Here is a 25,509-nt window from a genome sequence, read left to right on the forward strand (position 1 = left end):
ATGCTAATCAATATTACTTAGTGTGTGATATTCGCCCTTGGCTTGACACTCCAAGGCTTTGCTGATAAATTTCGATTTTTCAACAAATAATAAAATTTTTAGTGAGTTTTTTATGAAAAAGCGAGACTTGCTTTTTGCTGCGATTTGTATTGCAGTAGTTTCTTTCCTAATAATTCTTTCCATTAAAGGTAAACATCCACAACCTACATTGCTTTCAATTCCACAACATCAAGGCATTAAAGATCTAACACCACGTGAAAGATGTTTAGAATGTCATGACCCTAAAACAGGGCTAAATGAACCAGATAAAAGAATTAAAGCTACTCACCCAGAAAAATGGCAAGATATTAAGTTTTCCTGTATAAAATGCCATAAATTACAAAATGCAGCAGCCGAAGTTAAATAATTTATATTTTAGAGGAGTTTTTATGTCTAAGGAAAAATCCGCAGTACAAACTTATAATAATTATATTAATGGCGAATGGGTGCCATCTAAATCAGGAAATACATTTGATAATATTAACCCTGCTGACACCCGCGAATTAATTGGACGTTTTCAAGATTCTAACCAAGAAGATGTTGATATGGCTGTTGCTGCCGCTAAAGAAGCGGCAAACTCTTGGCGACTCACTCCAGCACCACGACGGGCCGAAATACTTTTTAAGGCTGGACAACTTTTATTAGAACGTAAAGAAGCTTATTCCCGCGAAATGACCCGCGAAATGGGCAAAGTGCTAAAAGAAACTCGTGGCGATGTTCAAGAAGCTATTGATATGTCTTTTTATATGGGTGGCGAAGGTCGTCGGCTTTATGGTCAAACTACTCCGGCTGAAATGCCTAATAAATTTGCTATGTCCATTCGTCAACCTGTAGGAATTTGCGCGATGATTACACCTTGGAATTTTCCTATGGCAATACCTAGCTGGAAACTAATGGCTGCTTTAGTTTGTGGTAACACTACTGTGATTAAACCTGCTACTTATACTCCGCTTTCTAGTGTTAATTTAGTGCAAACCTTAGCCGATGCAGGATTGCCAAAAGGCGTAGTTAATTTAGTTAATGGTGGTGGTCGTGCTGTTGGCGAGCCTTTAATGAAACACAAAGATGTGCGTCTAATTTCTTTTACTGGTTCTGTAGAAGTCGGTCGGGTTGTATCCGAAGCCGCTGCACCAGACTTTAAGCATTGTCATTTAGAAATGGGCGGCAAAAATGTCATTATAGTTTTAGATGATGCAAATGTTGATTTAGCGGTTGAAGGCGCGATTTGGGGCGGCTTTGGAACTACTGGACAACGTTGCACTGCTGCAAGTCGTGTGGTTGTACATAAAAAAGTCTATAAAGAATTTATAGAAAAATTTGCTGCTCGCGCTCGCACATTAAAAGTTGGCAATGGGCTAGATGAATCTGTAGAAGTCGGCCCGTCTTGCAATGAAAATCAAATGAATACAGTGTTGAAATATATTGAAATTGGCAAAAACGAAGATAAAGCTACATTGGTTGTAGGTGGAAATAGATTAACCGGCGAAGACCATAAATATGGTTATTTTGTTGAGCCTACTATTTTTGGTGATGTTGATGCTAAAATGCGTGTTGCACAAGAAGAAATCTTTGGCCCAGTTGTTTCTGTAATTCCTTGTGATTCATTAGAACATGCAATTGAAATCGGCAATGGTGTAGAATTTGGCTTATCTGCTGCAATTTATACCCAAGATGTTAACCGAGCCTTTATTGCAATGCGCGATATGTACACAGGAATTTTCTATGTCAATTCTTCTACTATTGGCGCAGAAGTTCACTTGCCTTTTGGCGGTACAAAGAATACTGGTAATGGTCATCGTGAAGCTGGCACGGCTGCTTTAGACCTGTTTTCAGAATGGAAGTCAATTTATATTGATTACAGTGGCAAATTACAAAAAGCGCAAATCGATGATTGGCAAAATTAATTTTTAAGTTAGGAGTTTAAGTACAATGATTAAAGCTGCAACACGTACAAGAAATTTTACTTACGCCATCCGTAATATTGTTGGCGAAGCTAAAAAAATAGAAGCCGAAGGTCGTCAAGTTCTTTATCTTAATGTTGGTGATCCGGTTCCTTATGGCTTTAGCACACCTCCACATCTAGTTGAAGCTGTAGAAAAAGCTTTGCGAGATGGAAATAATGGTTATGGCCCTTCGCCAGGTATTCCATCAGCCCGCGAAGCTGTAGCCCGTGAAGCAGTCAGACGAGGAGTTAAAATGTCTCCAGATGATGTAATTATCACCTCTGGAGCATCCGAAGCAGCAGACATTGTACTTAGCTCAATGCTTGAAGCAGGCGACGAAGTTTTAGTACCTTCTCCCGGCTATCCACTTTATACAGCAATACTTGCCAAACTTGGAGCAAAAGAAGTCTCTTATAAACTTGACCCTAAAAATGATTGGCAACCAGTTATTGACGATATAAAAGCCTTAATCACTAACAAAACCCGTGCAATTGTAATTATTAATCCAAACAACCCAACAGGCGCAGTTTATAACAAAGAAAATCTTTTAGAAGTGCTTAATGTAGCTAATCAAGCAGGTTTGCTTATCCTAGCAGACGAAGTTTATTGGCGTATGACTTATGAGGAACAAGCCCCGCCAATTGCTAGCCTAGTTGATGAAAGCGTTCCTGTAATTACTTTTGAAAGTATGTCCAAGATTTATTTAGCTCCAGGTTGGCGAGTTGGTTGGATGAAAATTTCCAATCCTCATTTAATGACTGACTTAAGAGTTGGAATTAACAAAATGGCTGATGCTCGCCTTTGTAGCGCACGACCTCCACAACATGCCGTCGCTGCGGCTTTAGACGGCGATCATGCTTATTTAGATGATGTGATGGCGCGTTTTAGAGCTAGACGAGATCTTTCTTGCCAAAGAATTAATGCTATTGAAGGTATGAACTGCACTATCCCTAAAGGAGCATTTTATTTAATGGCACAAATGGAAAATCTTGGTGATGCTACAGATGAGCAATTTGTTTTGTCCCTGCTACGTGAAACAGGCGTTTTATTTGTTCATGGCTCTGGTTTTGGTATGGATCCTAAAGATGGCTATTTTAGAATAGTTTATCTACCAGAATTAGATGTGCTAAACACGGTTTATGACCGAGTAGCAGAGTTTGTTCACAACTGGCAACATCGCCGCAAAGGTGCAGTTGGCTAGAAAACTTAAGTTTTTAATTTTTGTTTATAAGCTAGCTGCCTTTTGTTGGCGGCTAGTTGTTTTTTAATCAATTACTTACCAAATAAAAAGTTATGTTAATTAGAAAAACTCAAGATTTACTTAGAGATATATTGATTTTTAGTGATAGCGTTTCGCTACGCCCTTGGAAGAATATAACCGCAGTTTTTGGTGAAACTAACACTTGGCACTGTAACGCACCTCGCTCAGAATACAAAATCCTAAAGAAAGATAATTTCAGACAATTAAGTAGGCTGGGAAGCTACTTAAAGGATGCTTTAATCCCTAGACTACAATTTAAAGAGCCTAAGAGTATTTATATTAAATGTGATGATTCCGCCCAAACAGCAAACAAAGAAGCATGGTTTTTTGTTAATGGAGTTGCAACTAATGAAAAAGTGGCTAAATGGAATGGTAAAAGGCTGAGGGACTTATTTAAGCGGCCTATCACGGTTTTATTTAATCCAACTAATGGTTTAGGAATGGATTTAATAGAATGTATTTTTGACAGAACCTTAGAATGGACTAGCGAACCTGCTAAATATGTAAGGAAAAATCTGGCTAAAGCTCTAAAAGAAAAAGAAAAAGTAATAGTTATTGCTCATTCTCAAGGAGGAATAATTGTTGCAGCAGCATTAGAAAAACTAGCTAAAAAGTATCAAAAATATCTTCGTAAACTAGAAATCTACACTTTTGCTTGTCCTGCTGATGAAATGGCAACAATGGCTAAATGTGTTGAAAATTTTTGCACCACCACCAAACCTTATTTAGAGCATTTTGTTAATAAACAAGATCTAGTAGCAAAACTAGGGGTTTTACGAACTGAAAAACCTAGAAAAACAGATACTTGGGGTAATAAACTATTAGCTGTTCCAACATTACTGGTAAATAATAATGATTTCTTTGAGGTAAAAATTGAAGGGGATGTTTATGTAAATAATAGAAAAGGCCATTTGCTAAATGCTCACTATTTATTTGATTTTGAAAAAATGCCGTATAAATTTGATTGTAAGCATTCATCAAAGCAAGCAAAATTATATAGATATTTAGATGGTGGTTGTGGAGAAGTCTATATTGGGTTAATAGAAGATTAGTTTTTATTTAAGCGAAAAGAGATAAATTTTTATGAGCGATGAAGATATCAAGCAACGTCGGCGTTGTAAATGTTGTAATAAAATGTATGATTATGCTGTGCAAAATAGTCATGCAACTAGATTTTTTTGTGAAGATTGTACAGATTTACCTGAGCCAATTAGAAAAGTTTTAGCTACTTTTAATAAACGTTTAGTAGAAATAGAGGAAAAAATCAAGCCGCCTCAAAAGCCGGCTGCTAAAAATTAGGAAGGGGCTAATTTAATGAACTGGAATGACTTAAGAAAAAAATTAAAAATCCCACAACGTAAATATTTACGTCCTAATCCTCCACCACGTAATGAAAAACTTATACGTTATGTCATTTTAGTAATTGTTATAGGTATTGGTGTAACTATTAATGTATCAGGTCGCCGCTATAATCCAGATCTTTTTCGCCTAGACCCAGAACTACTTGATAAAAAAGGTGAAAAAGAAGGTGTACAAGTTAGCGGTGGAGAGCGTCGCGGCAATCGTCGGGCGGCTTCCTTAGATGGTGAGCCTACAGGCGCGGAAGGTAGCTATGAAGGTGAAGCTAGCAATAACACAAATGCAAATAGCACAAATGCTGGATCTAATGAAGAAGATAAGTTTGTTCCGGCTGAAATTGCTGGCCTAGCCTGGAAACGTCGAGGCCAGCTAGAACGCTTTACTACAGAAAATCTTTATGACAAAGTAGATGGACGGGAAAATCTCTATAAATCCTATGAATTTCAACTACTTGTAGCGGCTGATTTTGTTGCTGATGCAGATGCTAACCGTTTTATTCAAGTTGAACTCTATGATATGACTTCACCTAAAAGTGCTTTAGGCGTGTTTTCTGCCGAACGTCCTGCACATCCTAACTCGGCAAAAATTGGTAATGATGCTTATACTGAAAGCAATGGCGCGTTTTTTTGGAAAGGAAAATATTATGTTCGTGTAATTGGTTCTGATAGCGAAAAGTCTACAGAACAAGCAGCCACAACCATTGCTAAAACCATTGCAGAAAAACTTCCAGAAAGCAAAGATGCTTTAGCCACTGCTGACCCGCTTCCAAAAGACAACCAAGTTGCCAATTCTTTTACAATTATTCCTGATTCAGCCTTTGGACAAGCATTCTTTAAGAATGTCTATTCTGCACGTTATAAAATTGATGGTGTAGAATTAACAGCTTTTACTATGGAAAACGCTAGTCCAGATAAAGCTGAAGAAATAGTAAAACAATACCAAGATTCTATGTCTTCCTTTGGTAAATTCAATGAAGTTTCAGCCGACCCTAAAACCTACCATTTAGAGGCTTATGGCTCTCATTATGTAATTTTCATTAAAGGAAAAAATGTTGGTGGAGTAATGGAAGGCGATAAAAAAGACCCTGCAATTAAGTTAGCCAAAATATTAGCAGGAAATATTAAGTAAGATAAAGCTAGAAAAGGAATCTTTTTAGTTAGTTAGCCCAATTTTCTACTTGAATAAAGCCTAAAGGAAGGTTATTAAAGTTATTGTCATTAGTTACAAGAATACAACTATAAGTTTTGGCAACACAAGCAATAAGAAGGTCAAAATCAGCTATGTTTTTTCCACTTTTTTTAATGTTCCATTTAACTTTGCCATGTAACTCCCAACAATCAGTTGTTAGAGACAAGCAAGGAACTAAGGCTCTAAAAGTAGCAATGCGGTTATAGATGTTAGAAGAAATGGAAGATTTTTCTGCTCCATAACAAAGTTCACTTAAACTAACTTCACACATATAAATAGGTGTAGAAATTATACTTTTATATTTTGCTAAGGTATTTATTTCTTCTAACTTATGGTACAAAGGGTTTTTGGCGGTTCCATTCATAATATAAGAACAGTGATTTGTATCTAATAAATATTTCGTGTTTACTCATCAAAAGAAATAGTAGAATCTTTACTAGTGCGGGAAGCTCTAATAAAATCTAAATCTATATCTTGGCTATCATCAGTTGCATTAGCTTCTAATAACTTGAGTAAACGCATTCTCTCTTCATAAGAAGGAACTTGAGGAAAAACAAGTTGAGTTTTTTGTTTGGCTATATCAATAATTTTTTTTCTTTTAAGTATTAATTCATCATCATTAGCGCGAATTATTTCTACATAATCACCTTCATGAAAATTCATATCTTCAAAAATATCTTTTGGGATTGTAATTTGACGGCGTTGGCTTATTTTGGAAAGATTCATAATTTCCTCCTACTTTGTTTTCTAATTTGGATAATCTAACAAACTAATTAATGAAATTTATTATAAAGAATAAACATTAAAGGGCAAACATTTTGAAATATTCCTTTTTCTATAAGCTATTTTCTTGGGTTTAACCTTACAATTGAAGGTATGTTGAGATTAAAATTAAAGACTAGCAAAAAATTACTTGTTTGATAGTTACAAAATACAACCTTATAGTTCCTCATAATGTTCTGTAAGTAAACTTAAGCTTAGGAGTCAGTTATGAAAAAATTCTCTAGCTACTTATTTTTATTTATCCTTGTCCTAATAATTAATTTAGCAAATATTACTAATGCTTTTGCTGATTCGCGGAAAATTTCTATCAAAGAAATTTCTGTTTTCAAAGACGGGCATGTTTTTGTTTTGCACGAAGAAAATCTGCCAACCGACAGCAATGGAAATGTGGTACTAGATTATATACCTAATCCTATTTTAGGGACTTTTTGGCCTTATTCAATTGATCCAAATGCTAAATTAGTTGGTGTAAGCACTGGAATTAGAAAGATTTCTGTTGAACGAACTGCGCTTAATATTGAGTCCTTAATAGCCGCTAACATAGGCTCAGAAGTTTTAATTACAGAAAAGGGGGTTGAGGATAAAGATCCTATTCAATATCAAGCTACTATATTAAGTATTCCTACACGTACATCAGAAGAGCTTGCTGCAACTTCAAGTGTTAATACCCCAGAACAATTAGCTCAAAAGTCTGGTTTAGTTCTATTAAAAACAAATAATGGTGTTAAAGTCTTATCTATCAGTCAAATACAAGATATTACTTTCAAAAATCCATTTAATACTAAGCTAACAGAAGAAGAACTGCGTACCCAAATGTCCTTAAAACTTGATTGGGGAAAGCAAAAACTTGCTCCCTCGGCTAAAGTGGGTTTGGTTTATGTACAAAAAGGTATTCGCTGGATTCCTAGTTATAGAGTTAATTTAGATGGAAATGGAAATGCAGTAGTTAAACTTCAAGCTACATTGCTAAATGAATTAGCAGATCTAAATGATGTATCAGTTAATCTTGTGGTAGGAGTTCCAACATTTGTTTTTGAAAACAGCCTTGACCCAATGTCCTTACAACAATCTATTGCTCAACTTTCAAACTATTTTGATAATAGCCGGAGAGATGGTTATAGCAATGCTACTCGCAGCAATAACTTTTCTTTTGATGGTCGAGATAATGATATAACTACCCAGCGTATTATTACAAATCAATCGACTAATTCTAGCACTCAAACAGGGGATCTTGGCCCAGATTTTCAAAACGCAGGACAAACAGAAGATCTTTTTGTATTTAAGCTTAAAAATATTAGCTTAAAAAGAGGTGAAAGAATGGTTGTCACTCTAGCAGAACAAACTTTTAAGTATAAAGATGTTTACGTAGTCGATTTACCTTTTTCCCCACCTTCAGAACTATCTAGAAATATAAGTAGCCAACAACAATTAGAACTTGCTCGGCTAATGAAAACCCCAAAAGCAACACATAAAATTAGAATTACTAATAATGGGACACATCCATTTACTACAGCACCAGCCTTGATTACTTCTAATGATTCAGTATTAGCAGAAGGATTACTTACTTATACTTCTATTGGTGCAACTACAGATTTAGAGATTACCAAAGCCATCAATATTTTAGCTAAAAAGACTGAAACTGAATCAAAACGGACTCCAAATGCAGTGCGTTGGAATGGTGATGATTATAGTCGTAGTGATATAGCTAGCTCTGTAAGTTTGACAAATCTTTATAAACAGCCTGTTTACTTAGAGATAACTCGTTATGTATTAGGTAATGTTGACAGTGCTTCAAATACAGGTGAAATTAAAGCTATCAATGTTTTAGAAGATGATAGTTTTTTAGGTTTATCGGGCTATAACAATTATTCTTATAATTGGCCGTCCTGGTGGAATAGATTTAATGGTGTAGGAAAAATTAGTTGGAAAACTACACTTGAGCCAGGAAAAAATATTACTTTTGATTACAATTGGCATTATTTTTGGAGATAATTAAACTTACCTAAGTTTTTTGCTTTGAAAAAGTGTTTCTTTCCCAAAAAACTCCATCCTTGTAGCCTTGGATGGAGTTATTTATTTCTGCAAGCTCTAAACGTTTTTGAGCTAAACAACTATAAGTTTCATCTAGTTCAATGCCTATAAAATTACGTCCAAGCTTTTTTGCTACAACAGCAGTTGTGCCAGAGCCTAGAAATGGGTCTAAAACTAAGTCATTTAGATTAGAGCTAGCCAGAATTATTTTAGCTAGCAGTTTTTCAGGCTTTTGTGTTGGGTGATCAGTATTTTCTGGCATTGACCAATAGGGGACGGATAAATCTGTCCAAAGGTTTGAAGGATGAGTTAACCTGTAATTTCCTTCTTCGCTTTCTTGCCAATCTTTAGGCTTACCTTCTATTTTGTATGGGGCAATTACTTTTCTTTTCATTTTTACATCATCAACATTAAAAGTGTATTTGTCTGAAACAGTACAAAACCAAATATCTTCCGAGCAGTTTTTCCAATTAGCCTTTGCTCCTCGTCCCTTTTCACGTTCCCAAGTAATACGATTACGCATTTTTAAGTATTTTTCTGCAACAAAGAAAATTGCAGCACTTGAACGCCAATCACCACATATATAAACCGAGGCAGTAGATTTAAGAACTTTAAGCAGCTTAACAAACCAGCTTTCAAACCATTCTATATATTCATTGGTAGAACATTCCTTAAATGAATTGCTATTAAAAGTTTTACTTAAATTATAAGGGGGATCCAAAAATAGCAAATCAACAGAATTTTCAGGCAAGTAATCCATTGCAATAAAACTATTTTGATTAATTATTTGATTAATTATTTTATCAACAGTAGTTTTACTTGAGAGCAAACAAAGTTGTTTTTTATAAAATTCTTTTTCATTAATAGTTAGCTCAATAGTCCTATTTCTTGGGGCTTTTGGTTTATTTAGCTTTAACATTATTTTTGAAAATCTCCTAAATTTAATGATGAAATTTTAGCAAAAAAGTGTTTTAAGCCTACAATAGGTTTTTTCTGTCTTAAGCCAGTTTTTCTATTCTTAATGTTCGTGTTAACCTATGAAATCTTTTCAATAAATTTCCTAACAAATATTTTTCGGAGAAAGTATGGATTTTAATGACTTAATACAGTTATTTCACAAACTGCGGGATGTGGAATATCTAGTTACTACGGGTGGTTTACTTGTTTTAATTATTATTATTTTTAGCGAAACAGGACTTTTAGCAGGGTTTTTCTTGCCTGGTGACTCTTTACTAGTTACTACAGGGATTTTTGTTGCTCTAGGTCGTTTAGATGCAAATATTTGGACAGTATTAATTACTTTGTCTATTGCTGCTGTGCTTGGGGATGCAACCGGCTATGCAATAGGTCGCAAAGCCGGCCAGACGCTTTATTCGCGGCCAGATTCAATGTTTTTTAAGAAAGCGCATTTAATGAAGGCTAAAAGTTTTTATGATAAGTACGGTGGTAAGACCATTGTGCTAGCTCGTTTTGTGCCAATTATTCGGACATTTGCGCCTACTGTAGCAGGTGCGGCAGAAATGCCTTATAGAAAATTTGCTACTTATAATATTTTTGGTGGAATTGGCTGGATTTTTAGTATGACCCTACTAGGTTATTTTCTAGGAAAAGCTTTTCCAGAAATTACTAAAAGAATTGAAACTGTAATTATTGTTGTAGTTTTTATTTCTATTTTGCCAGCAGTTATTGAATATTTACGCGAACGTGCTGCATTAAAAAAAGCCCAAGCTCAAGGTGAAGTTCAAACAGAGAAAAATTAATATTTCGGAATTAATACTAAGTGAAAAATGTTTAAAAATTTAATGGAGAAGATATTTTATGACACGAGTTTTACAAATTTCGTTAATTCTTGTTTTTTTACTGATAGTAGCTTGTTCAAAACCTCTTTCTTTTACCTTTGAGCTTTCCAAAGAAGAAATTCAAAAAGAAATAGAAGGAAAATTTCCACTTAAACCAGGTAGTGAAGATAAAGAAAAATCACCTGTAGAGTTAACTGTTAGCAATCCAACTGTACTGCTTGAAGAAGGAAAAGACCAAATAGGGCTTAAAGTAGATATTTTGGCTGTGCCTGCTGGCGATGGCCCAAAATTGCCAGATAAACCAAATTTACCAGATAAACCAGCAAAACTAGACAAACCAGAAAAAGCACCTGATTTGCCAGGAAAACCCCTAAACCAGGAAAAGCTCCTGCTGTAGCAGAAAAGGTAGCAGAAAAAGTAGCAGAAAAGAAACCTGAAGCACCGCCAAAACCTACTTTTACAGGCACAGCAACCGTTTTTGTAAGTATTACTTATGACCCAAAAGAAAAAGTAATGCGCTTAAGCAATGCAAAAATTACCAAATTAGATTTTGACAAACTTCCTGATCAGCTAAATGAGCCTATTAAACAAATGGCAGAAAAAAAAATGTCTGAAAAACTTGCTGAAAAGGCTATCCCCTTAAAAAATGAAACCGCTATGGATAAAGCTGTTAACACATTTCTAAAGTCTGTAACGGTTAAAAACGGCAAGCTTTTAGTTGAAATAGGCTGGTAGTCTACACAAAAAACTTGTTTGCTCTAAGAGCTTAAAAACTTAAAGGATGGGTTTATTTTTTATCATCTTCTAGCAGTTTTTCATAAACTTTAGCTGTTAACCAATTAGAAACAGTTTTTTGAAAGTTGGAATCGTTCATAAAACGGACAAAAATATCTACATTTTGATCCATTCTTTCAACAATCAAATCTTCTAACATGGTGCTAAAAAATAAAGCAAATTTATCTTGAGGATTTACTTTAGCTGCTTTTTGTAAATCCTCTTTTTCTATTGCTGTTTCAACAATTTGATCAAAAAATAATTGGTCAGCTTCATTAAAATTTGTACCAAATCGCTCATTTACTTGATCAATCAAGCGCGAAAAAGTTATAGAGTCTTCTCTTACAATACCACTGCCTAGCGATGTTGGGCCATCTAAAGGGTGTCCTTTATGATCAATTAAGCTTATAGAGCCTTCGCTAATTTTTTGTAGCCTATAATATTGCAATTGAACTTCTTCATTAAATTGATAAGCTTGTTGGCTTTTACGTCTTGGTAATTTGGCAACAAGATAGCGCAAAAAAGTGTAAAGCTTTTCTACGTCTGAGTCTTGATAAGGAATAATTTGACTTAGAAAAACATATAAATTTCTAAAAGCACTAATTTTGCTTCGCCAAAGGTCTGATGCTGCTTCATCGGTTTTTTGCCAATTTCTAAAACGGTCAACTGCTGGATCAAGTGTTGCGTTCATAGAGCGATGATCTAAGGCTGTTTGACGCTGTGTTGGTTTGTAATAAATTGCTGCAAACCTTTGCACTTCTTCTTTAAGATAAATATTGGCTTGATCTAACTCTGCTTTAATTTGGTACATTTTTGAAGGCTCTACTTCTTCGCCCATTTCAGCACCTTGATAATATTGTGCAAAAGCCTCCTGAATTTCTTTTCTTTCATTAACAAAATCTAGTACAAAAGTATCTTCCTTTAATGGATGGGTGCGATTTAGCCGCGACAAAGTTTGCACAGCTTGAAGCCCTCCAAGCTTTCTGTCCACATACATTGTATGTAGCAATGGTTGGTCAAAACCTGTTTGATATTTTTCTGCAACCAACAAAACTTGATAAAGTGGTGTTGCAAAGGCTTCTGGCAACTCTTTTTCTTTAATACCTTTATTCATTGCTTCTTCAGTGTAAGTTTTTCCTGGCACTACATCATCTTCTACTACACCAGAAAAAGCGACCAATGTTTTTATTGGATAGTCTTTAATAATAATATTGCGGTCAAAATTTTGTTTATAACGCACGGCTTCAAGCCTTGAACTTGCTACCACCATTGCTTTAGCTCTACCGCCCATTTTATGGCGTGTTACAGAATAAAAATGCTCAAGCATCACCTCTGCTTTTTGTATTAAATTATATGGATGAAGCCTAACAAATCGAGCTAGGGATTTAGCCGCTTTTCGTCGCTCTACATTGAGATCCTTTTCACTTTTTCTAAGCAATTTATAGTAAGTTTTATATGTAGTGTAATTTTTAAGCACATCCATAATAAAACCCTCTTCAATTGCTTGTCGCATAGTGTAGAGGTGAAAAGTCTCGTTAAATATTTCCATCGTTTTATATTTTGGTGTTGCAGTAAAAGCAAAAAGACTTAGATTAGCTTGTTGGCTACGTTCAGCCATCTGGCGAAATAGCTTTTCTATATTTTCTTCGCCTTCTTCTTTGGCTTGTTCTTGAGCTTTTTTTACTAATTCTTCGCCGCCTAAAACACCTTTTAGCTTTGTAGTTGTTTCCCCTGCTTGTGAGCTATGAGCCTCATCAATAATTACTGCACAACGCCTTGTTGGTAGAACTCCGCCGCCCATTTCACCACGTTCTTTAGCCATTTTTTGCAAGTGTTTTGTAACAAAAGGAAATTTTTGTAAAGTTGTAATAATGATTGGAACTGCACTTTCTAAAGCCTCAGCAAGTTGGCGTGAATCTTCGTCAATTTTTTGCACTACACCTTGGCGATGTTCAAATTGATAAATTGTATCTTGTAATTGTTGGTCTAAAACTGTTCGATCAGTAACTACAATAACGCTATCAAAAATACGTTGGTCTTTATCGTCATGTAGCGATGATAAGCGATGGGTTAACCAACCAATAGTGTTACTTTTCCCGCTTCCGGCTGAGTGTTCAATTAAATAATTATGTCCTACACCATCAATTTTTGCTGCTTCAACAAGTTTTCTTATAGCTTCTAATTGATGGTAGCGAGGAAAAATCATTTCCTCACGTTTTGACCTTTGGCCTTCATCATTGCGAACGTGTTTAATTTCAACGTGTAGAAATCTGGCTAACAAATCCATCAAGCTATCACGTTCCAACACTTCTTCCCATAAATAAGCTGTGCGGTAGTTGCGGCCTTGTAGGTCAATTGGATTACCTGCACCACCGTTTAAGCCTTTGTTAAACGGTAGAAACTGGGTCGCGCTACCTGCCAACCTAGTTGTCATTGAGACATTTTCTGTATCAACAGCAAAATGTACTAAAGTACGTCGCTTAAATTCAAAAATAGGTTCTCGTGGGTCACGATCTTTTCGGTATTGTGTAATTGCATCTTCAACCGTCTGGCCTGACATTGGGTTTTTAAGCTCTAAAGTAATAATAGGAATGCCATTGATGCTTAAAGTTACATCTATAGAATTATTATTTTTTTCGCTGTAATGTAGCTGGCGAGTTATTCCAACTTGATTTGAATCGTATTGTTTTTTTATTTCGGCATTAAGCCCGTGTGCAGGCTTAAAAAAAGCTACTTTGATTGTCCGACCATAGCACTTAAAGCCATGTCTTAGCGTAGCCAAACTTCCATAAGTATCCATCCATTTGCATAAGTCGCTTAAGATTTGTTTATTAATATTATTGCCAAGCAAATTTTCTAATTTTTGCCATTCTTTAGGTTGAGAATTACGAATAAAATCTAGTGCCACACTAGGAAAAATAGCTAATTTTTTATCAAAGTCTTTTGATTTAAGAGAAACATATCCACTAGCCAACAAATCAGCTTCAATCACACTTTCAAAAGCTATTTCTCTAGTTTTATCTTGCATAAAATTAATCTTGATTTTGTCGATGAATGGAAGTTCGTCTAATACGGCTTCTTTTAAGTTCCTTAATGTATATTTGGCAAGCTTGAAAAAGTACGAAACAGTAAGGGCGAAAATTTCCTTGATTATCTCTATTCATTATATTTTCTAACATCATTTTTGCTTTTGATTCAGAAAATTCTTCTTCTTCTGGAAAAAGAAACTCATCTATAGCCTTTTTTCTCATTGAAATAAGAATTTTATTATTAAGTCCTAACATTTTTACAGTTTCTTTTGTTGGTTTGTCTTCTTCTTTTTAGCACTCATAGCCGCTAACTTTTTTTTTTAATTCTAACTTTTTTTGCTTCTTTCTTAGTTTTATTGAAGACTTCTATCTTTACTTTTTTCTATTCTTCATTATCTTCAGCAATTTTTCCTTCTAAATCAAAAGTAAAATGTTTTTCACAATCGGATCGAAAAGGTGAATAAGCAGATTTTCATCAAACCAATCAGCCTTTTTACGCGCTCCAAAGTCGCAATCTAGTGTACTAGATTTCTAGGATCGGGGCGCGGATAGGCAGCTAACAAATTGTTGTATTCCACATCTTCATTACCAACACAAATAGTTTGTGGTTTTAAATGCTCAATATGAGATGAGTCAACGCTTATACGTATTCCTGTATAGCAGCAAATGCTTCCTTGTTCTTTTATTAAACTGTTGTGAACTACATTTTTAACAGATCTTTCCATGTTATCATATGAACAACTTAAGCCTTTTTTTTGTTGTTCATGTTTCCACTTTTCCAACTCTTTGGGGCTTTTACTTTTTTTTATTCGTTTCATTTTTTTAATAAACTAAGACGGGTTATTCTAGTTTGCAATCTTACAAGTTCTGAAATTCACCAATCTGTTCTCTCAAAGTATCAATTCTTTTTGTGCTTATCTCATAATTTTCAGCTTCAATCATTTCTGCAATTTTTTCAAGTTCCAATTCATAGTTAGAATCTCTCTCATCTGTTTCCATTAAGAACTTAAGTATCCAATTAGTGTCCATTCCTAGTGATTGGTTTGGCGGAACTGGTGGTTTTCCAGCTTCAAGCAAAATAACATTTTCTGGTGCTACAGAACCAATAATTTGGGGTGAATGTGTGGTAGCAATAAACTGACAATTTGGAAATGTTTTAGTTAGCTGATCAACAATAGTTCTTTGCCATTTTGGATGTAAATGCAAATCTAGCTCATCAATCAGCACAACGGCTTTTCCCCCTTTGGCAGGGTTTTCCAAATAGGGGTTAGCTTCGGCTAAACGCTTGGTCAAATCTAACACCAAGGCTAAAACGCCTCGTTCACCATCTGAAAGCTGTTTTACATCTAGTGTCACACCAGATTTTTCTAATAACAAAGTTTTCTTTTTCTCATCAACGTGTAAATTAGAACAACCAAGAAATTCTGTAACAGCTTGCTCTAGGGCATTTAATATTGTTTGGCCTGATCCTAAACCTTCTTCAGCTAGTTTTTTACGAGCTTGCCACCAGTCTACAAAGTCTTTTAGTTTAAGTTGTCTTGCTTCTAGTGCTTCAGCATGTGCAGGAGATATATCATCTTTTAGTTGTAGTTTAGTTGAATTAAGAATAGAGCGATGAGGAGAGAAAAATATAGCTAATAAAGTTTGTTTTTGTATTTCAGTTTCAAGAGTTTCCATTGAATCAACACTTATTGAGCCATTATTAGCTAGGGCTTTTTTTTGTCTTTCTTCTTGTGTGTAAGCAACATAAGATTTTTTGTAATAGTTGCCTGGATATTCAAACTTTGTTTGCCCAATCTTACAAACAATGTTAGTCTCAAGAAACCTTTGTTTATAGAATTTACAGAAATGTCACTATCTTTAAATTTAATAGGTTTATCCTTTGAACCTTAGAAGTCTTGGCATAACTGGAGAATACAATATTTGTGAAAACAATATACGCAACACATCCAAAACAGTTGATTTGCCAACGCCATTGACCCCAACTAGCAAGTTCATCCTGGTTGAAAATTAAATTCTGCTTCACGAAAAACACGAACATTAGTTAACCGTAATTGTTTAACAATCATTTTGTTTCCTCTATAGCAATACGTGTTTTTAGCTCTTTGCCATCAATGGTATTTGAGGCTTTTTAAAGAACTTGAGCTTGTATTTTGCAACGCTGGAACGTAATCATAAAAATAGCTGTCAAAGTTTATCTGATAGCCTACAACATCCTTTGTATGATCTATCCAAGCGTCTGACAAACTCGGTAATACTTCACGAGAAAAATAATCTTCTATATTTTCTTTTAATGATATGTTCTCAAAAACTCTTAACTCTTTATCTGGTTCATAAATAACCTGTTGTTGAGAGTCATTAGATAGTTTATTAGAGGGATCTTTTTCTGTTAGTTGTTTTTTTCCTTTGATTGTTTCACGTTTGAAAATTACGGGCGCGGCTTCTGTGTCGCGTTCGGCAAAAACAGCACGGAAAAACTTTTGCTCTGGCGCACGCCATTTTGATGAATGGCTAGACAAAACCTTGTTAACTCGCTCTTGGACTTCGTTCCAATTTAAGTAAACTTCTCGCCCTAATTCTTTGTCAATTGCTTGAATATCATCTAGCAAATGTGGAACTTGGTCTAAAAATTGGGCTTTGCGCTCAAGTGTAATTTGAAAGCGTAAGCGCATTGGACGTTCAATTGTTACACGAGTATAGCCAAACTCAGCATTGTCAAAAATCTTTGAAGTTTCTGTTTCAGCAAAATTTCCATATTCTTTAACAATTGTTTCAATATCATCTTCGCCTAAATAACGGCGTTTATCTCCTAGGCTGCGGCGTATAGGCTTCCAGCGTGCGCGAGCATCTATTAATTGGATCTTGCCCTTTCGTTGAGGCTCTTTGCGGTTGGTTACTATCCAAATATAAGTTCCAATGCCAGTGTTATAAAACATTTGTTCAGGTAGCGCGATGATGGTTTCTAGCCAATCGTTTTCAATAATCCATTTACGAATATTACTTTCACCCGAACCAGCACCACCAGAAAACAATGGCGAGCCATTAAAAACAATCGCTAGGCGTGAACCATCTTTGCGGTTTTTAGGGTCTTCTGGACTTGGATCATAAGTTTCAAACTTAGAAATCATATGTTGCAAAAATAGCAATGAGCCATCATTTACACGTGGCAACCCTGCACCAAATCGCCCAGCAAACCCAAGCTTTTCATGTTCTTGAACAATTTCTTTTTGTTGCTTTTTCCAATCTACGCCAAATGGAGGATTAGCTATTAGGTAATTAAACTTTTCTCCAAAAAACTTGTCATCAATTAATGAGTCTCCAAACTTAATTTGGCTGTTTTTACTTCCTTTGATAAGCATATCTGAAGCAGCAACAGCATAAGCTCGACCATTATAATCCTGTCCATTAACTTGAAGTATTGCTTCAGGGTTATATTTACTTAAATATTCTTGTGCTTCTGCTAGCATTCCACCTGTGCCACAAGTAGGGTCAAGCATTGTTCGTACCATAAATGGAGTTGTTAAAAAATCATCATCATAGGTAAAAAGAATATCTACCATTAAATGAATAACTTCACGCGGGGTAAAGTGATCACCTGCTGTTTCATTGGCCTGTTCATTAAACCGACGGATCAAATCCTGAAATATCAATCCCATAGCAATGTTGTCTACTTTGTCAGGATGTAAATCAACATCACAAAATTTGCTTACTACTAAATACAGTATATTAGCATCACTCATTAACTGGATTTCATCAGCAAACTTAAAATATTCAAAAATATCACGAACATTTTTAGAAAACCCATTAATGTAGCTAACAAGATGTGTTTGTATGTTGTCAGGGTCATTTTTTAACTTGATAAAGCTTAATTGTGAACGATTATGAAATTTCTGCTCAGTAATTTTATTAAGTATTGAATCTAGTGAATCAGATAATTTATCTTGTGTTTTATAGCGTTCATAGGTGTTTAAGACTTGGTTTTTGGTGCATTCAAGTAGGCAGTCAAAACGGCGTAGCACGGTTAAAGGCAGCATTACACGTTCATATTGTGGTGGGCGGTAGGGTCCGCGTAGAAGGTCGGCTATTTGCTAAATAAAATTGCTAAGTTCTTGTGGTGTTGACATTTGCGCTCTTATTCTATTTTTAGGAATATTTTCTTTGAAGTAAAAATATTATATTGCCCTAAACATTTTAAGAATAGCTTAAATGCCAACACTCCATCGAAATATTAAAAAAATAGACTTGAAATTAATTAGTCTAAGTTACCTACTACCATAAATGCAGCCCAATAATAAGGTGATTGCCAGCGTTTATCTTCTAAAATGGCTAGTTGGGCATTACGCAAAGCTACAGAAGGTTTTAATTGTTTTTGTTTTAGCAGTTCTTGATAAAACTTGCTCATTAATTCAACACGAGCATCTTCATTAACCGTCCATAAACTTAGCATTGTACGAGATACACCAGAATACATTAAACCCCGACTTAGAGCATAAAATCCTTCTGCTCTTACTTCTCCATTTAGGGTTGTCCCGCCAGCACTAAAAGTTACCAAATCAGCAGGTAGCTCTAAGTTATATAAGTCTTTTAGTCTTAAGAAGTTATCTTGTTCCTTGCCAACTGTGTCAAAAAGCGAGAGTGCAAGACCTGAAATTGCAGGATGTTTGCTATTAATAAAAGCATAGCTAGAAAAATGCAAAATGGAATATTGCTTTAACTCCTCGCTAGACAAGATGTTACGAGTCATTGCAGTTTCAAGGATTTCTTTTGGCTTTTCTAAAATAGTTGCAAGTTGTTTGGCTTCCTGTGCGGCAACTGGCAAACGGGGAATGCGGTAGTCTTCATTTAGTATTCCTGTGTCTTCTGCTGCTCGGTAAGCTAGCTCTACAGATTGACGAGCAGGATCTTTTAAGGATACCAAAATACTTGGTGGTTGTTGGTTTTCTTCTTTATCTTTTAGAGCTTTTTTACTTAATCTGTTGTCTACAACTGAAAGTATTGGATCAGCGAAAATTGCTACAGAAGGCTTTAAGTTTTTACGCTCGTTATTTGTAGTTTGTGAAGCAATAAATGATAAAGCACTTGGCAAATAGGCTATTTCATGGTCAACCAAAAGCGGCGTTTTTTTAGTTTCATCTCCTGGATTAATCAATGCTGCAAAAGGAATAAAATGCAAAGCCCCTTCGCCAACAATTAAAAGCTTTGATTTTGCTAGTTTTGTTGCTACAGGTTGGAGCAAAATTTGTCCTAATGTGTTAGCTAATTCTGCTGCTTGGGCATCTTTTTCTTCTGTCGATAAAGGTTTATTTAATGATTTTCCTTCTGCTAAAAGTTTAGCCAAATCTTTTATTTGGTCTTTTGTTAAGTTGTGTGTAGTAGATTGATTTATAGGCTTTCCTTTGTAATAGCGAATTATGTCATTACGAGCGCGTAAAAGTTGATGAAATTTATTAGCTTGTTGCTCTATTTCAAAACGTGCAGGAAGTTCAAAACTTTCTACTTTGTCAGGTGTTACCAACCAAAGATAGCTGTATTTTTGACCAAGCCAATATTCTAATAAAATAGTATCTTTGCCTAAGCGTTGTTGTAGGTCTTTAGTTGCTATTGGCGATGAATACATCAGTTGAGCATAACGCGGATATTTTTCTTTAATTTCAGCTTGGATTACTTCATATTCCTTAGCAAATTTTTCTAAATCTTTAGAGACACTTGTTAGCTGTTCTGCTGTATATTCAGCACTTAAAAGCTTCATTTGGCTACGGGTTTTATTTCTAATTAATTGGTTAACTTTACGTTCTTTAGCTAGAAGTTGTGAATCTATTCCGCTAATTGTTGGGCGAATGCTGGTTAAAATGTCTTGTAAAAATCTTGCGCGAGCTTGTTCATTTACTTGGAATGCTTGTAAATCATAGCTTCCATTAGGGTTATTTTTATGTAACTGCATTAAAACATCAATATAAAGATCAAAATAGCTACGTAGGGCAGTAAAATTAAATTCTTTAATTTCTTGCTCAGTAATTTTTAGAGTAGAAGAATTAACAATTTTAAGTGCTGCTTCAATCTGGCTTTGAGCTTCATTTATATTTCCTAGCTCTAGGGCAACACTCGCTAGCCCATAAAGCATTGCTGCTTCACCGCTGCGATAGCCTAGAGAGCGAAAAATATCAATTGCTTTTTGGTAGTTTTCCTTAGCTTTTTCTTTATCTCCAGAAGCAAAATAAACTCGCCCAATATTGCTTAATGCAATAGCTTCACCTCGTCTATCTTTAGATTTTAGAAAGATTTCCAAGGATTGATTGCCAACTTCTAAAGCCTTGTCATGTTCTTCAAAAAGTAAGTGTGATGCAGAAACACCAAGCCTAGTAAAAGCTTCTGCTATTGGCTCGTTTTGTTCTTGATAAAGTGTTATTGCTTTATTATAATTGTCTAAGGATAAATCTTTATTTTTTAACCCTGCATAAACTAAGCCTAAGTTTGTATAAGTGCTAGCCTGGCCTTTTTTATCTTTGGTAGTTTGGAAAAGTGCTAGAGTTTGCTGATAGTTAGATAAAGATTCGTTTAATTCACCTAACAAATAAAAAGCATTGCTTAAACTAAATCTAGCCGTGCCTTCTGCGTTTAAGTTAGATAAGTCTTGATAAGCTTGGATGGATTGATAATAACATTCTACAGCCTTGAAATAATCGCCTGTTGAAACTTTAGCGTTACCAATTGCTGCTAAAGTGTAGCCCTCACCATATCGGTCTTTTATTTCTATCCAAATTGGTAGAGCCTGTTCATAGTAACTAAGTGCAAGTTGATAGTCGTCTATAATGTAGTAAACACCCCCAATTGCAAGTAAAGTTGCTGCTTGGCTATAGCGTTGGCCTAGTTCAGTCCAAAGCGCGAGGGATTTTTCATAATTTTCTATTGATTTTAAGTTTTCATTTAGCGAGTAATAACAAAGTGCTACACCTCGCAAACAACTAGCTTGGCCTTTTTTATCTTCTGCTAGTTGAAAAAGCTCTACAGATTGTTGATAAAGTTTTAGAGCTTCAAGAAAATTTTCTTTGGTATTTTGTGCATAAAGAAAATCTGCTGTTGCTTGTAATTCACGCCCTTCTAATAGTGCAGCATCTTTTTGGGTTGATGGGCGTTTTTCCTGAACTTTAATTTCATAGCTCCCAACAGATACTTTTTCATCCGCTGCCTTTACTATCAACTGATAATCGCCTTCAAGATCTGCAATCATTACCAACGCTTCTTGACCTAAAGGGCTTGATAGGTTGTTAACGTCGGCTAGCTTTTGTCCATTAGGGTCTATTACTTGAATAATTACATCTATTCCTTTTTGCTCTAAAGTAACAAGTAGAAAATCTTTTTTTGCTAAAGCTACTCTATAAACATGCTTTTCCTTAAAGGTTAACTTTTCTTCAATAGCTTTATTAGTTTCTAGAAGACGAGGACTTTGCACATTAGTAGCAGCATTATAATTAGTTGAAAAACAGAGTATTAAAGCAATGGAAAAGCTTAAATAAATAAATGCTAACTTGTTTTTAAATAGAACTTTCTTAAAACCAAGGTTTGTTGCGGCCATAACAGTTCCCCTTGAAATTTTGATTTATTAAAAAATTGTCAATTTTATAGATTCACTAGACACCCATTTTCTAAATTTTGTTCCAAAGAAAACCCTTAGAAATTTTTCCCCTTGACAGTCTAGGTATGTTTTGTCATATTTCCCCTAGATATTCTAGGAGGCCACCCCAATGTCTGATAACAGAATAGAGCTTTTGCAAGGGACTTTGGATATGCTGATATTAAAGGTACTTTCCCGTAATGAGTTACACGGATATGCAATTGCAAGACGAATACAAGAAATTTCTGAAGATGTTCTAAAAGTGGAAGAAGGTTCGCTCTATCCTGCACTTTATAGAATGGAGCAAAAAGGGTGGATCTCATCGTCCTGGGGACTTTCTGATAATAATCGTCGGGCAAAATACTATCAGCTAACTGCTTTAGGTAAACAACAATTAGAAGTAGAAATTAATAGTTGGCAAGCACTTTCTATAGCAATTTCTAAGGTTATGCAAACAGCTTAAAAATAGCGCACCCTAGGAGAATAAACTTTATGTTTAGTATAAAAAACTTCTGGCAACGCTTTTTGAAAAAAGATGAAGTGCATCAAGAAATTGATGAAGAATTAGAATTTCATCTAGAAATGTGCATTAAAGATAATATTGCTGCTGGAATGAGTGCTGAAGAAGCAAAAGCAGATGCAATGCGGCGTTTTGGGAATTTGCAAAAGGTAAAAAGCGATTGCCGAGAAGCAAAAGGAATAGAAATGATAGAAAATTTTTATCAAGATCTCCGCTACGGCTTACGTATGTTAGCTAATAAACCAAGCTTTACTTTTGTTGCTATTTTAGCTTTAGCATTAGGAATTGGTGCTACAAGTGCTATTTTTAGTATTGTTAACAATGTAATACTGCGTCCACTACCTTTTAAGGCACAAGAAGATTTAGTAATGCTTTGGGAGACAAATTTAACCACTGGACACGAACAAGTAGAGACATCTTATCCAAATTTTTTAGATTGGCAAAAACAAAATCAGGTTTTTGAGCAAGTTGCTGTGCTACCTTCGGTTAATTTTGATTGGACAATGACGGGTAGAGAAGAACCACAACAAGTAGTAGGTGTTTTTACTTCGGCTAATTTCTTTTCTTTGCTAGGAGTTAGCCCGGCTTTAGGACGTGATTTTACAGCAGAAGATGAGCGTCAAGGAGCAGCACCAGTAGCAGTTATTAGCCATGGACTTTGGCAAAGGCAATTTGGAGGAGATCCAAAAATCATTGGTCAAAAACTTACTGTTGAAGGTGAACCAATGACAGTAATTGGAGTAATGCCAAGGGAGTTTGATTTTCCAAGCGGTGTTGAACTTTGGTCGCCGCTAACACCTAGCCCTGATGGATGGACGGAGCAACGGGATTTTCGAGTTTTAAGAGCAATTGGGCGCATCAAGGCTGGAATGAGTTTTAGCCAAGCCCAAGCTGGCATGAATACACTTGCAGAACGTCTTGGACAAGAATATCCAAAAGAAAATAAAGGTTTTGGTATTATTTTAATTCCTTTAACTAAAGTAATATTTGGTAGTACAGAGCAAGCATTTTTAGTAATGCTAGGTGCTGTTGGGCTGGTTTTGCTAATTTCTTGTGCTAATGTAGCCAATTTGTTATTGGCTAGGGCGGCTAGTCGTCAACGTGAATTTGCTGTTCGGGTTGCTTTAGGCGCGGGGCGATTTCGCTTAATTAGACAACTTTTAACAGAAAGTTTATTGCTAGCTTTAATTGGTGGAACAATAGGGCTATTAGTAGCTTTTATTGGAATAAAAGCTTTAGTTGGATTAGCACCAGCAGATATTCCTAGGATTGCAGATGTAAAACTAGATTTTCAAGTAATAGGTTTTACTTTTTTAACTTCTTTGTTGACTTCAATAATTTTTGGACTAGTCCCAGCCTGGCAAACGGCTAAAACTAATGTTAACGAATTTCTTAAAGAAAGTGGGACAAGGCTTTTAGGAAGCGCACAGACTCATCAAATTAGAAATTATTTGGTAGTTATTGAAGTTGCTTTTGCTGTTATTTTAATGGTTGGTGCTGGTTTGATGGGACGAAGCTTTTATAAATTACAAAATGTTGATGCTGGCTTTAACCCAAAGAATATATTGACTTTAAGGGTTGCTCTTAATCAAGGAAAATATCCTGACAAAGATAAAAAAAGGATCTTTTTTGAACAGCTTTATGAAAAGGTAAAGATTCTCCCTAATGTTGAGTCTGCTGGATGTGTTTTAATGCGTCCTTTGTCTGGAACTGTAGGATGGGATTATCCATTTAGTATTGAAGGGCAAAGCTTAAACGAACATAAAAATAACCCTCCTTCAAATTTTGAAACCATTAGCCCAAATTATTTTCAAACTATGGGTATTCAACTCTTAAAAGGACGTGATTTTACTGAGCAAGATAAAGCAGATAGCCCACATGTTGTAATAATTGGTGAATCGCTAGCTAAAAAGTATTGGCCCGGTCTTGACCCTATAGGCAAAAAGCTAAAAATTGGCCCGCCAGAATCTAACCGCCCTTGGATGGAAGTTGTTGGAATGGTTAAAGATGTCCGATACCGTGAATGGGAAGCTACACGTCTTGATATTTATATGCCTTTTCCACAACACCCACAATATCGTATGGATTTTGTTCTAAAAACTAAAGGCGACCCATTTGCACTAGTTTCAGCCTTTAACCAAGCCGTTTATGAGCTAGATAAAGATCAGGCTACTTCTGCCATTACAACTATGTCAGAGTTAGTTGCCACAACGCTAGCACGTTCTCGCTACAATATGTTTTTATTTAGTTTATTTGCAATGTTGGCTTTAATTCTTGCAATTGTAGGAGTTTATGGAGTGCTTTCTTATACAGTTGCCCAACGTACACAAGAAATAGGACTGCGTCTCGCCTTAGGTGCTAGCGAGACAAATATCTTAAAACTAGTTATTGGACAAGGCTTAAAGCTAGTTTTTATAGGTGTAGTGATTGGTTTAACTGTTGCTTGGTGGTTAAGTCAATTACTTGGTAGTTTGCTTTATCAAGTAAGTGTAACAGATCCAATTACTTACATAATAATCCCACTATTTTTAATTCTAATTGCAACACTTGCTAGCTACTTACCAGCACGGCGAGCAATAAAAGTTGACCCAATAATTGCACTTCGTTGTGATTAGTTGTTTCTAAAACTAAGAAGGCCAAGTAGTTTAAGATTATCTACTTAGCCTTTAATTTTTACTCAATGTTTGAAAATTAATAGAAAATGTTTGTTTTGAATCAGTTATAGATAATTAATCAAACTCTAAGTCAACACCATTTTCACAAAAATTAAATTTAGCTGCTTCTGATTCTGAACCATCATCATAAACGGCCTTAACATATTGATCACAAGCTTCACCATTAGTAGATTGATCCCAAACTAATTTGACCGTTTGACCGGGTTTTATCCCGCTTCCAATATCAAAATAACCATAATCACTACCATCTTCAGACACTAAAATCTTCTTAATTGTATTACCAGTGTTATTAGTCACTGTGAAGGAATATTCTTCCATAAATTTAGCATATTTGGCATGACTGACAGAAAAACCTGTCATAACAAGCATCATTACTGCGGCAAGAGCTATAGTTTTTAAGTTTTTTAGTGATTTGAGTTTGATGGTTATCATAATTTGTTCTCCCCTTAAAGAATTGGCTATAAAGTATTTTAGTTGTTTGTCGCCAGTAGTCTAC

The 25,509-nt window shown here is 35.3% G+C and carries 20 protein-coding genes and 2 pseudogenes; 12 read left to right on the forward strand and 10 right to left on the reverse strand.

The annotated features are described in order from the left end of the window. The first annotated feature begins 112 nt into the window (after positions 1–112). The 6 genes from IPK14_14810 (at position 113) to IPK14_14835 (ending at position 5,730) form a co-directional block, all read left to right on the forward strand. Positions 113–406 (forward strand): hypothetical protein, encoded by a 294-nt coding sequence (locus tag IPK14_14810; protein MBK7994598.1) that lies wholly within the window; start codon positions 113–115, stop codon positions 404–406. Between the two features lie 22 nt (positions 407–428). Next, positions 429–1,943 (forward strand): aldehyde dehydrogenase family protein, encoded by a 1,515-nt coding sequence (locus IPK14_14815; GenBank protein ID MBK7994599.1) that lies wholly within the window; start codon positions 429–431, stop codon positions 1,941–1,943. A gap of 25 nt (positions 1,944–1,968) precedes the next feature. Then, a complete protein-coding gene (locus tag IPK14_14820) occupies positions 1,969–3,183 on the forward strand; it encodes an aminotransferase class I/II-fold pyridoxal phosphate-dependent enzyme (protein ID MBK7994600.1) in 1,215 nt (404 codons plus the stop codon). A 92-nt stretch (positions 3,184–3,275) separates the two neighbouring features. Beyond that, entirely contained in the window at positions 3,276–4,295 is a 1,020-nt protein-coding gene (locus IPK14_14825) for an alpha/beta hydrolase (protein ID MBK7994601.1), read from the forward strand. Between the two features lie 31 nt (positions 4,296–4,326). After that, positions 4,327–4,542, forward strand: coding sequence for a hypothetical protein (locus IPK14_14830; protein ID MBK7994602.1), 216 nt, complete (start codon positions 4,327–4,329; stop codon positions 4,540–4,542). A gap of 15 nt (positions 4,543–4,557) precedes the next feature. Further along, positions 4,558–5,730: a hypothetical protein gene (locus IPK14_14835; GenBank protein MBK7994603.1), complete on the forward strand. Its 1,173-nt coding sequence runs from the start codon at positions 4,558–4,560 to the stop codon at positions 5,728–5,730. 28 nt (positions 5,731–5,758) lie between these two features. Here IPK14_14835 and IPK14_14840 read toward each other — a convergent pair whose 3' ends face one another. Together IPK14_14840 and IPK14_14845 are read right to left on the reverse strand one after the other, a co-directional pair. Then, positions 5,759–6,154: a PIN domain-containing protein gene (locus IPK14_14840; GenBank protein ID MBK7994604.1), complete on the reverse strand. Its 396-nt coding sequence runs from the start codon at positions 6,152–6,154 to the stop codon at positions 5,759–5,761. 41 nt (positions 6,155–6,195) lie between these two features. Then, positions 6,196–6,516 carry an AbrB/MazE/SpoVT family DNA-binding domain-containing protein gene (locus tag IPK14_14845; GenBank protein ID MBK7994605.1) on the reverse strand — a complete coding sequence of 107 codons (321 nt, stop codon included), beginning with the start codon at positions 6,514–6,516 and terminating at the stop codon, positions 6,196–6,198. Positions 6,517–6,780: 264 nt separating this feature from the next. Here IPK14_14845 and IPK14_14850 point away from each other — a divergent pair, with 264 nt between their 5' ends. Beyond that, complete coding sequence (locus IPK14_14850) at positions 6,781–8,565, forward strand: hypothetical protein (protein MBK7994606.1); 1,785 nt, start codon at positions 6,781–6,783, stop codon at positions 8,563–8,565. 10 nt (positions 8,566–8,575) lie between these two features. On the opposite strand, the gene IPK14_14855 is transcribed toward IPK14_14850, so the two are convergent. Then, positions 8,576–9,523, reverse strand: coding sequence for a site-specific DNA-methyltransferase (locus IPK14_14855; protein ID MBK7994607.1), 948 nt, complete (start codon positions 9,521–9,523; stop codon positions 8,576–8,578). A 166-nt stretch (positions 9,524–9,689) separates the two neighbouring features. Between IPK14_14855 and IPK14_14860 the strand changes: the two genes are divergently transcribed. The 3 genes from IPK14_14860 (at position 9,690) to IPK14_14870 (ending at position 11,138) form a co-directional block, all read left to right on the forward strand. Next, complete coding sequence (locus tag IPK14_14860; GenBank protein ID MBK7994608.1) at positions 9,690–10,364, forward strand: VTT domain-containing protein; 675 nt, start codon at positions 9,690–9,692, stop codon at positions 10,362–10,364. Between the two features lie 58 nt (positions 10,365–10,422). Beyond that, complete coding sequence (locus IPK14_14865) at positions 10,423–10,800, forward strand: hypothetical protein (protein ID MBK7994609.1); 378 nt, start codon at positions 10,423–10,425, stop codon at positions 10,798–10,800. A 116-nt stretch (positions 10,801–10,916) separates the two neighbouring features. Beyond that, a complete protein-coding gene (locus tag IPK14_14870; protein MBK7994610.1) occupies positions 10,917–11,138 on the forward strand; it encodes a hypothetical protein in 222 nt (73 codons plus the stop codon). A 52-nt stretch (positions 11,139–11,190) separates the two neighbouring features. On the opposite strand, the gene IPK14_14875 is transcribed toward IPK14_14870, so the two are convergent. The 6 genes and pseudogenes from IPK14_14875 to IPK14_14900 all read right to left on the reverse strand — a co-directional run bounded on the left by IPK14_14875 (position 11,191) and on the right by IPK14_14900 (position 21,779). Then, on the reverse strand, positions 11,191–14,205 hold the full coding sequence (locus IPK14_14875) for a type I restriction endonuclease subunit R (protein MBK7994611.1): 3,015 nt from the start codon (positions 14,203–14,205) through the stop codon (positions 11,191–11,193). Between the two features lie 4 nt (positions 14,206–14,209). Further along, on the reverse strand, positions 14,210–14,461 hold the full coding sequence (locus IPK14_14880) for a hypothetical protein (protein ID MBK7994612.1): 252 nt from the start codon (positions 14,459–14,461) through the stop codon (positions 14,210–14,212). A 260-nt stretch (positions 14,462–14,721) separates the two neighbouring features. Next, positions 14,722–14,988, reverse strand: a complete 267-nt coding sequence (locus IPK14_14885) for a hypothetical protein (protein ID MBK7994613.1) — start codon at positions 14,986–14,988, stop codon at positions 14,722–14,724. A gap of 32 nt (positions 14,989–15,020) precedes the next feature. After that, a pseudogene (locus tag IPK14_14890) lies at positions 15,021–16,275 on the reverse strand (AAA family ATPase). Positions 16,276–16,317: 42 nt separating this feature from the next. Next, a pseudogene (locus IPK14_14895) lies at positions 16,318–18,330 on the reverse strand (SAM-dependent DNA methyltransferase). 128 nt (positions 18,331–18,458) lie between these two features. After that, entirely contained in the window at positions 18,459–21,779 is a 3,321-nt protein-coding gene (locus IPK14_14900; GenBank protein MBK7994614.1) for a CHAT domain-containing protein, read from the reverse strand. Between the two features lie 169 nt (positions 21,780–21,948). Here IPK14_14900 and IPK14_14905 point away from each other — a divergent pair, with 169 nt between their 5' ends. Continuing rightward, positions 21,949–22,281 (forward strand): PadR family transcriptional regulator, encoded by a 333-nt coding sequence (locus IPK14_14905; protein ID MBK7994615.1) that lies wholly within the window; start codon positions 21,949–21,951, stop codon positions 22,279–22,281. Between the two features lie 29 nt (positions 22,282–22,310). Next, positions 22,311–24,953 carry an ABC transporter permease gene (locus tag IPK14_14910; protein MBK7994616.1) on the forward strand — a complete coding sequence of 881 codons (2,643 nt, stop codon included), beginning with the start codon at positions 22,311–22,313 and terminating at the stop codon, positions 24,951–24,953. Between the two features lie 114 nt (positions 24,954–25,067). Here IPK14_14910 and IPK14_14915 read toward each other — a convergent pair whose 3' ends face one another. Beyond that, positions 25,068–25,445, reverse strand: a complete 378-nt coding sequence (locus IPK14_14915) for a hypothetical protein (GenBank protein ID MBK7994617.1) — start codon at positions 25,443–25,445, stop codon at positions 25,068–25,070. Between the last annotated feature and the right edge of the window lie 64 nt (positions 25,446–25,509).

The sequence above is a fragment of the Blastocatellia bacterium genome (assembly GCA_016713405.1).
Classification (GTDB): domain Bacteria; phylum Acidobacteriota; class Blastocatellia; order Chloracidobacteriales; family JADJPF01; genus JADJPF01.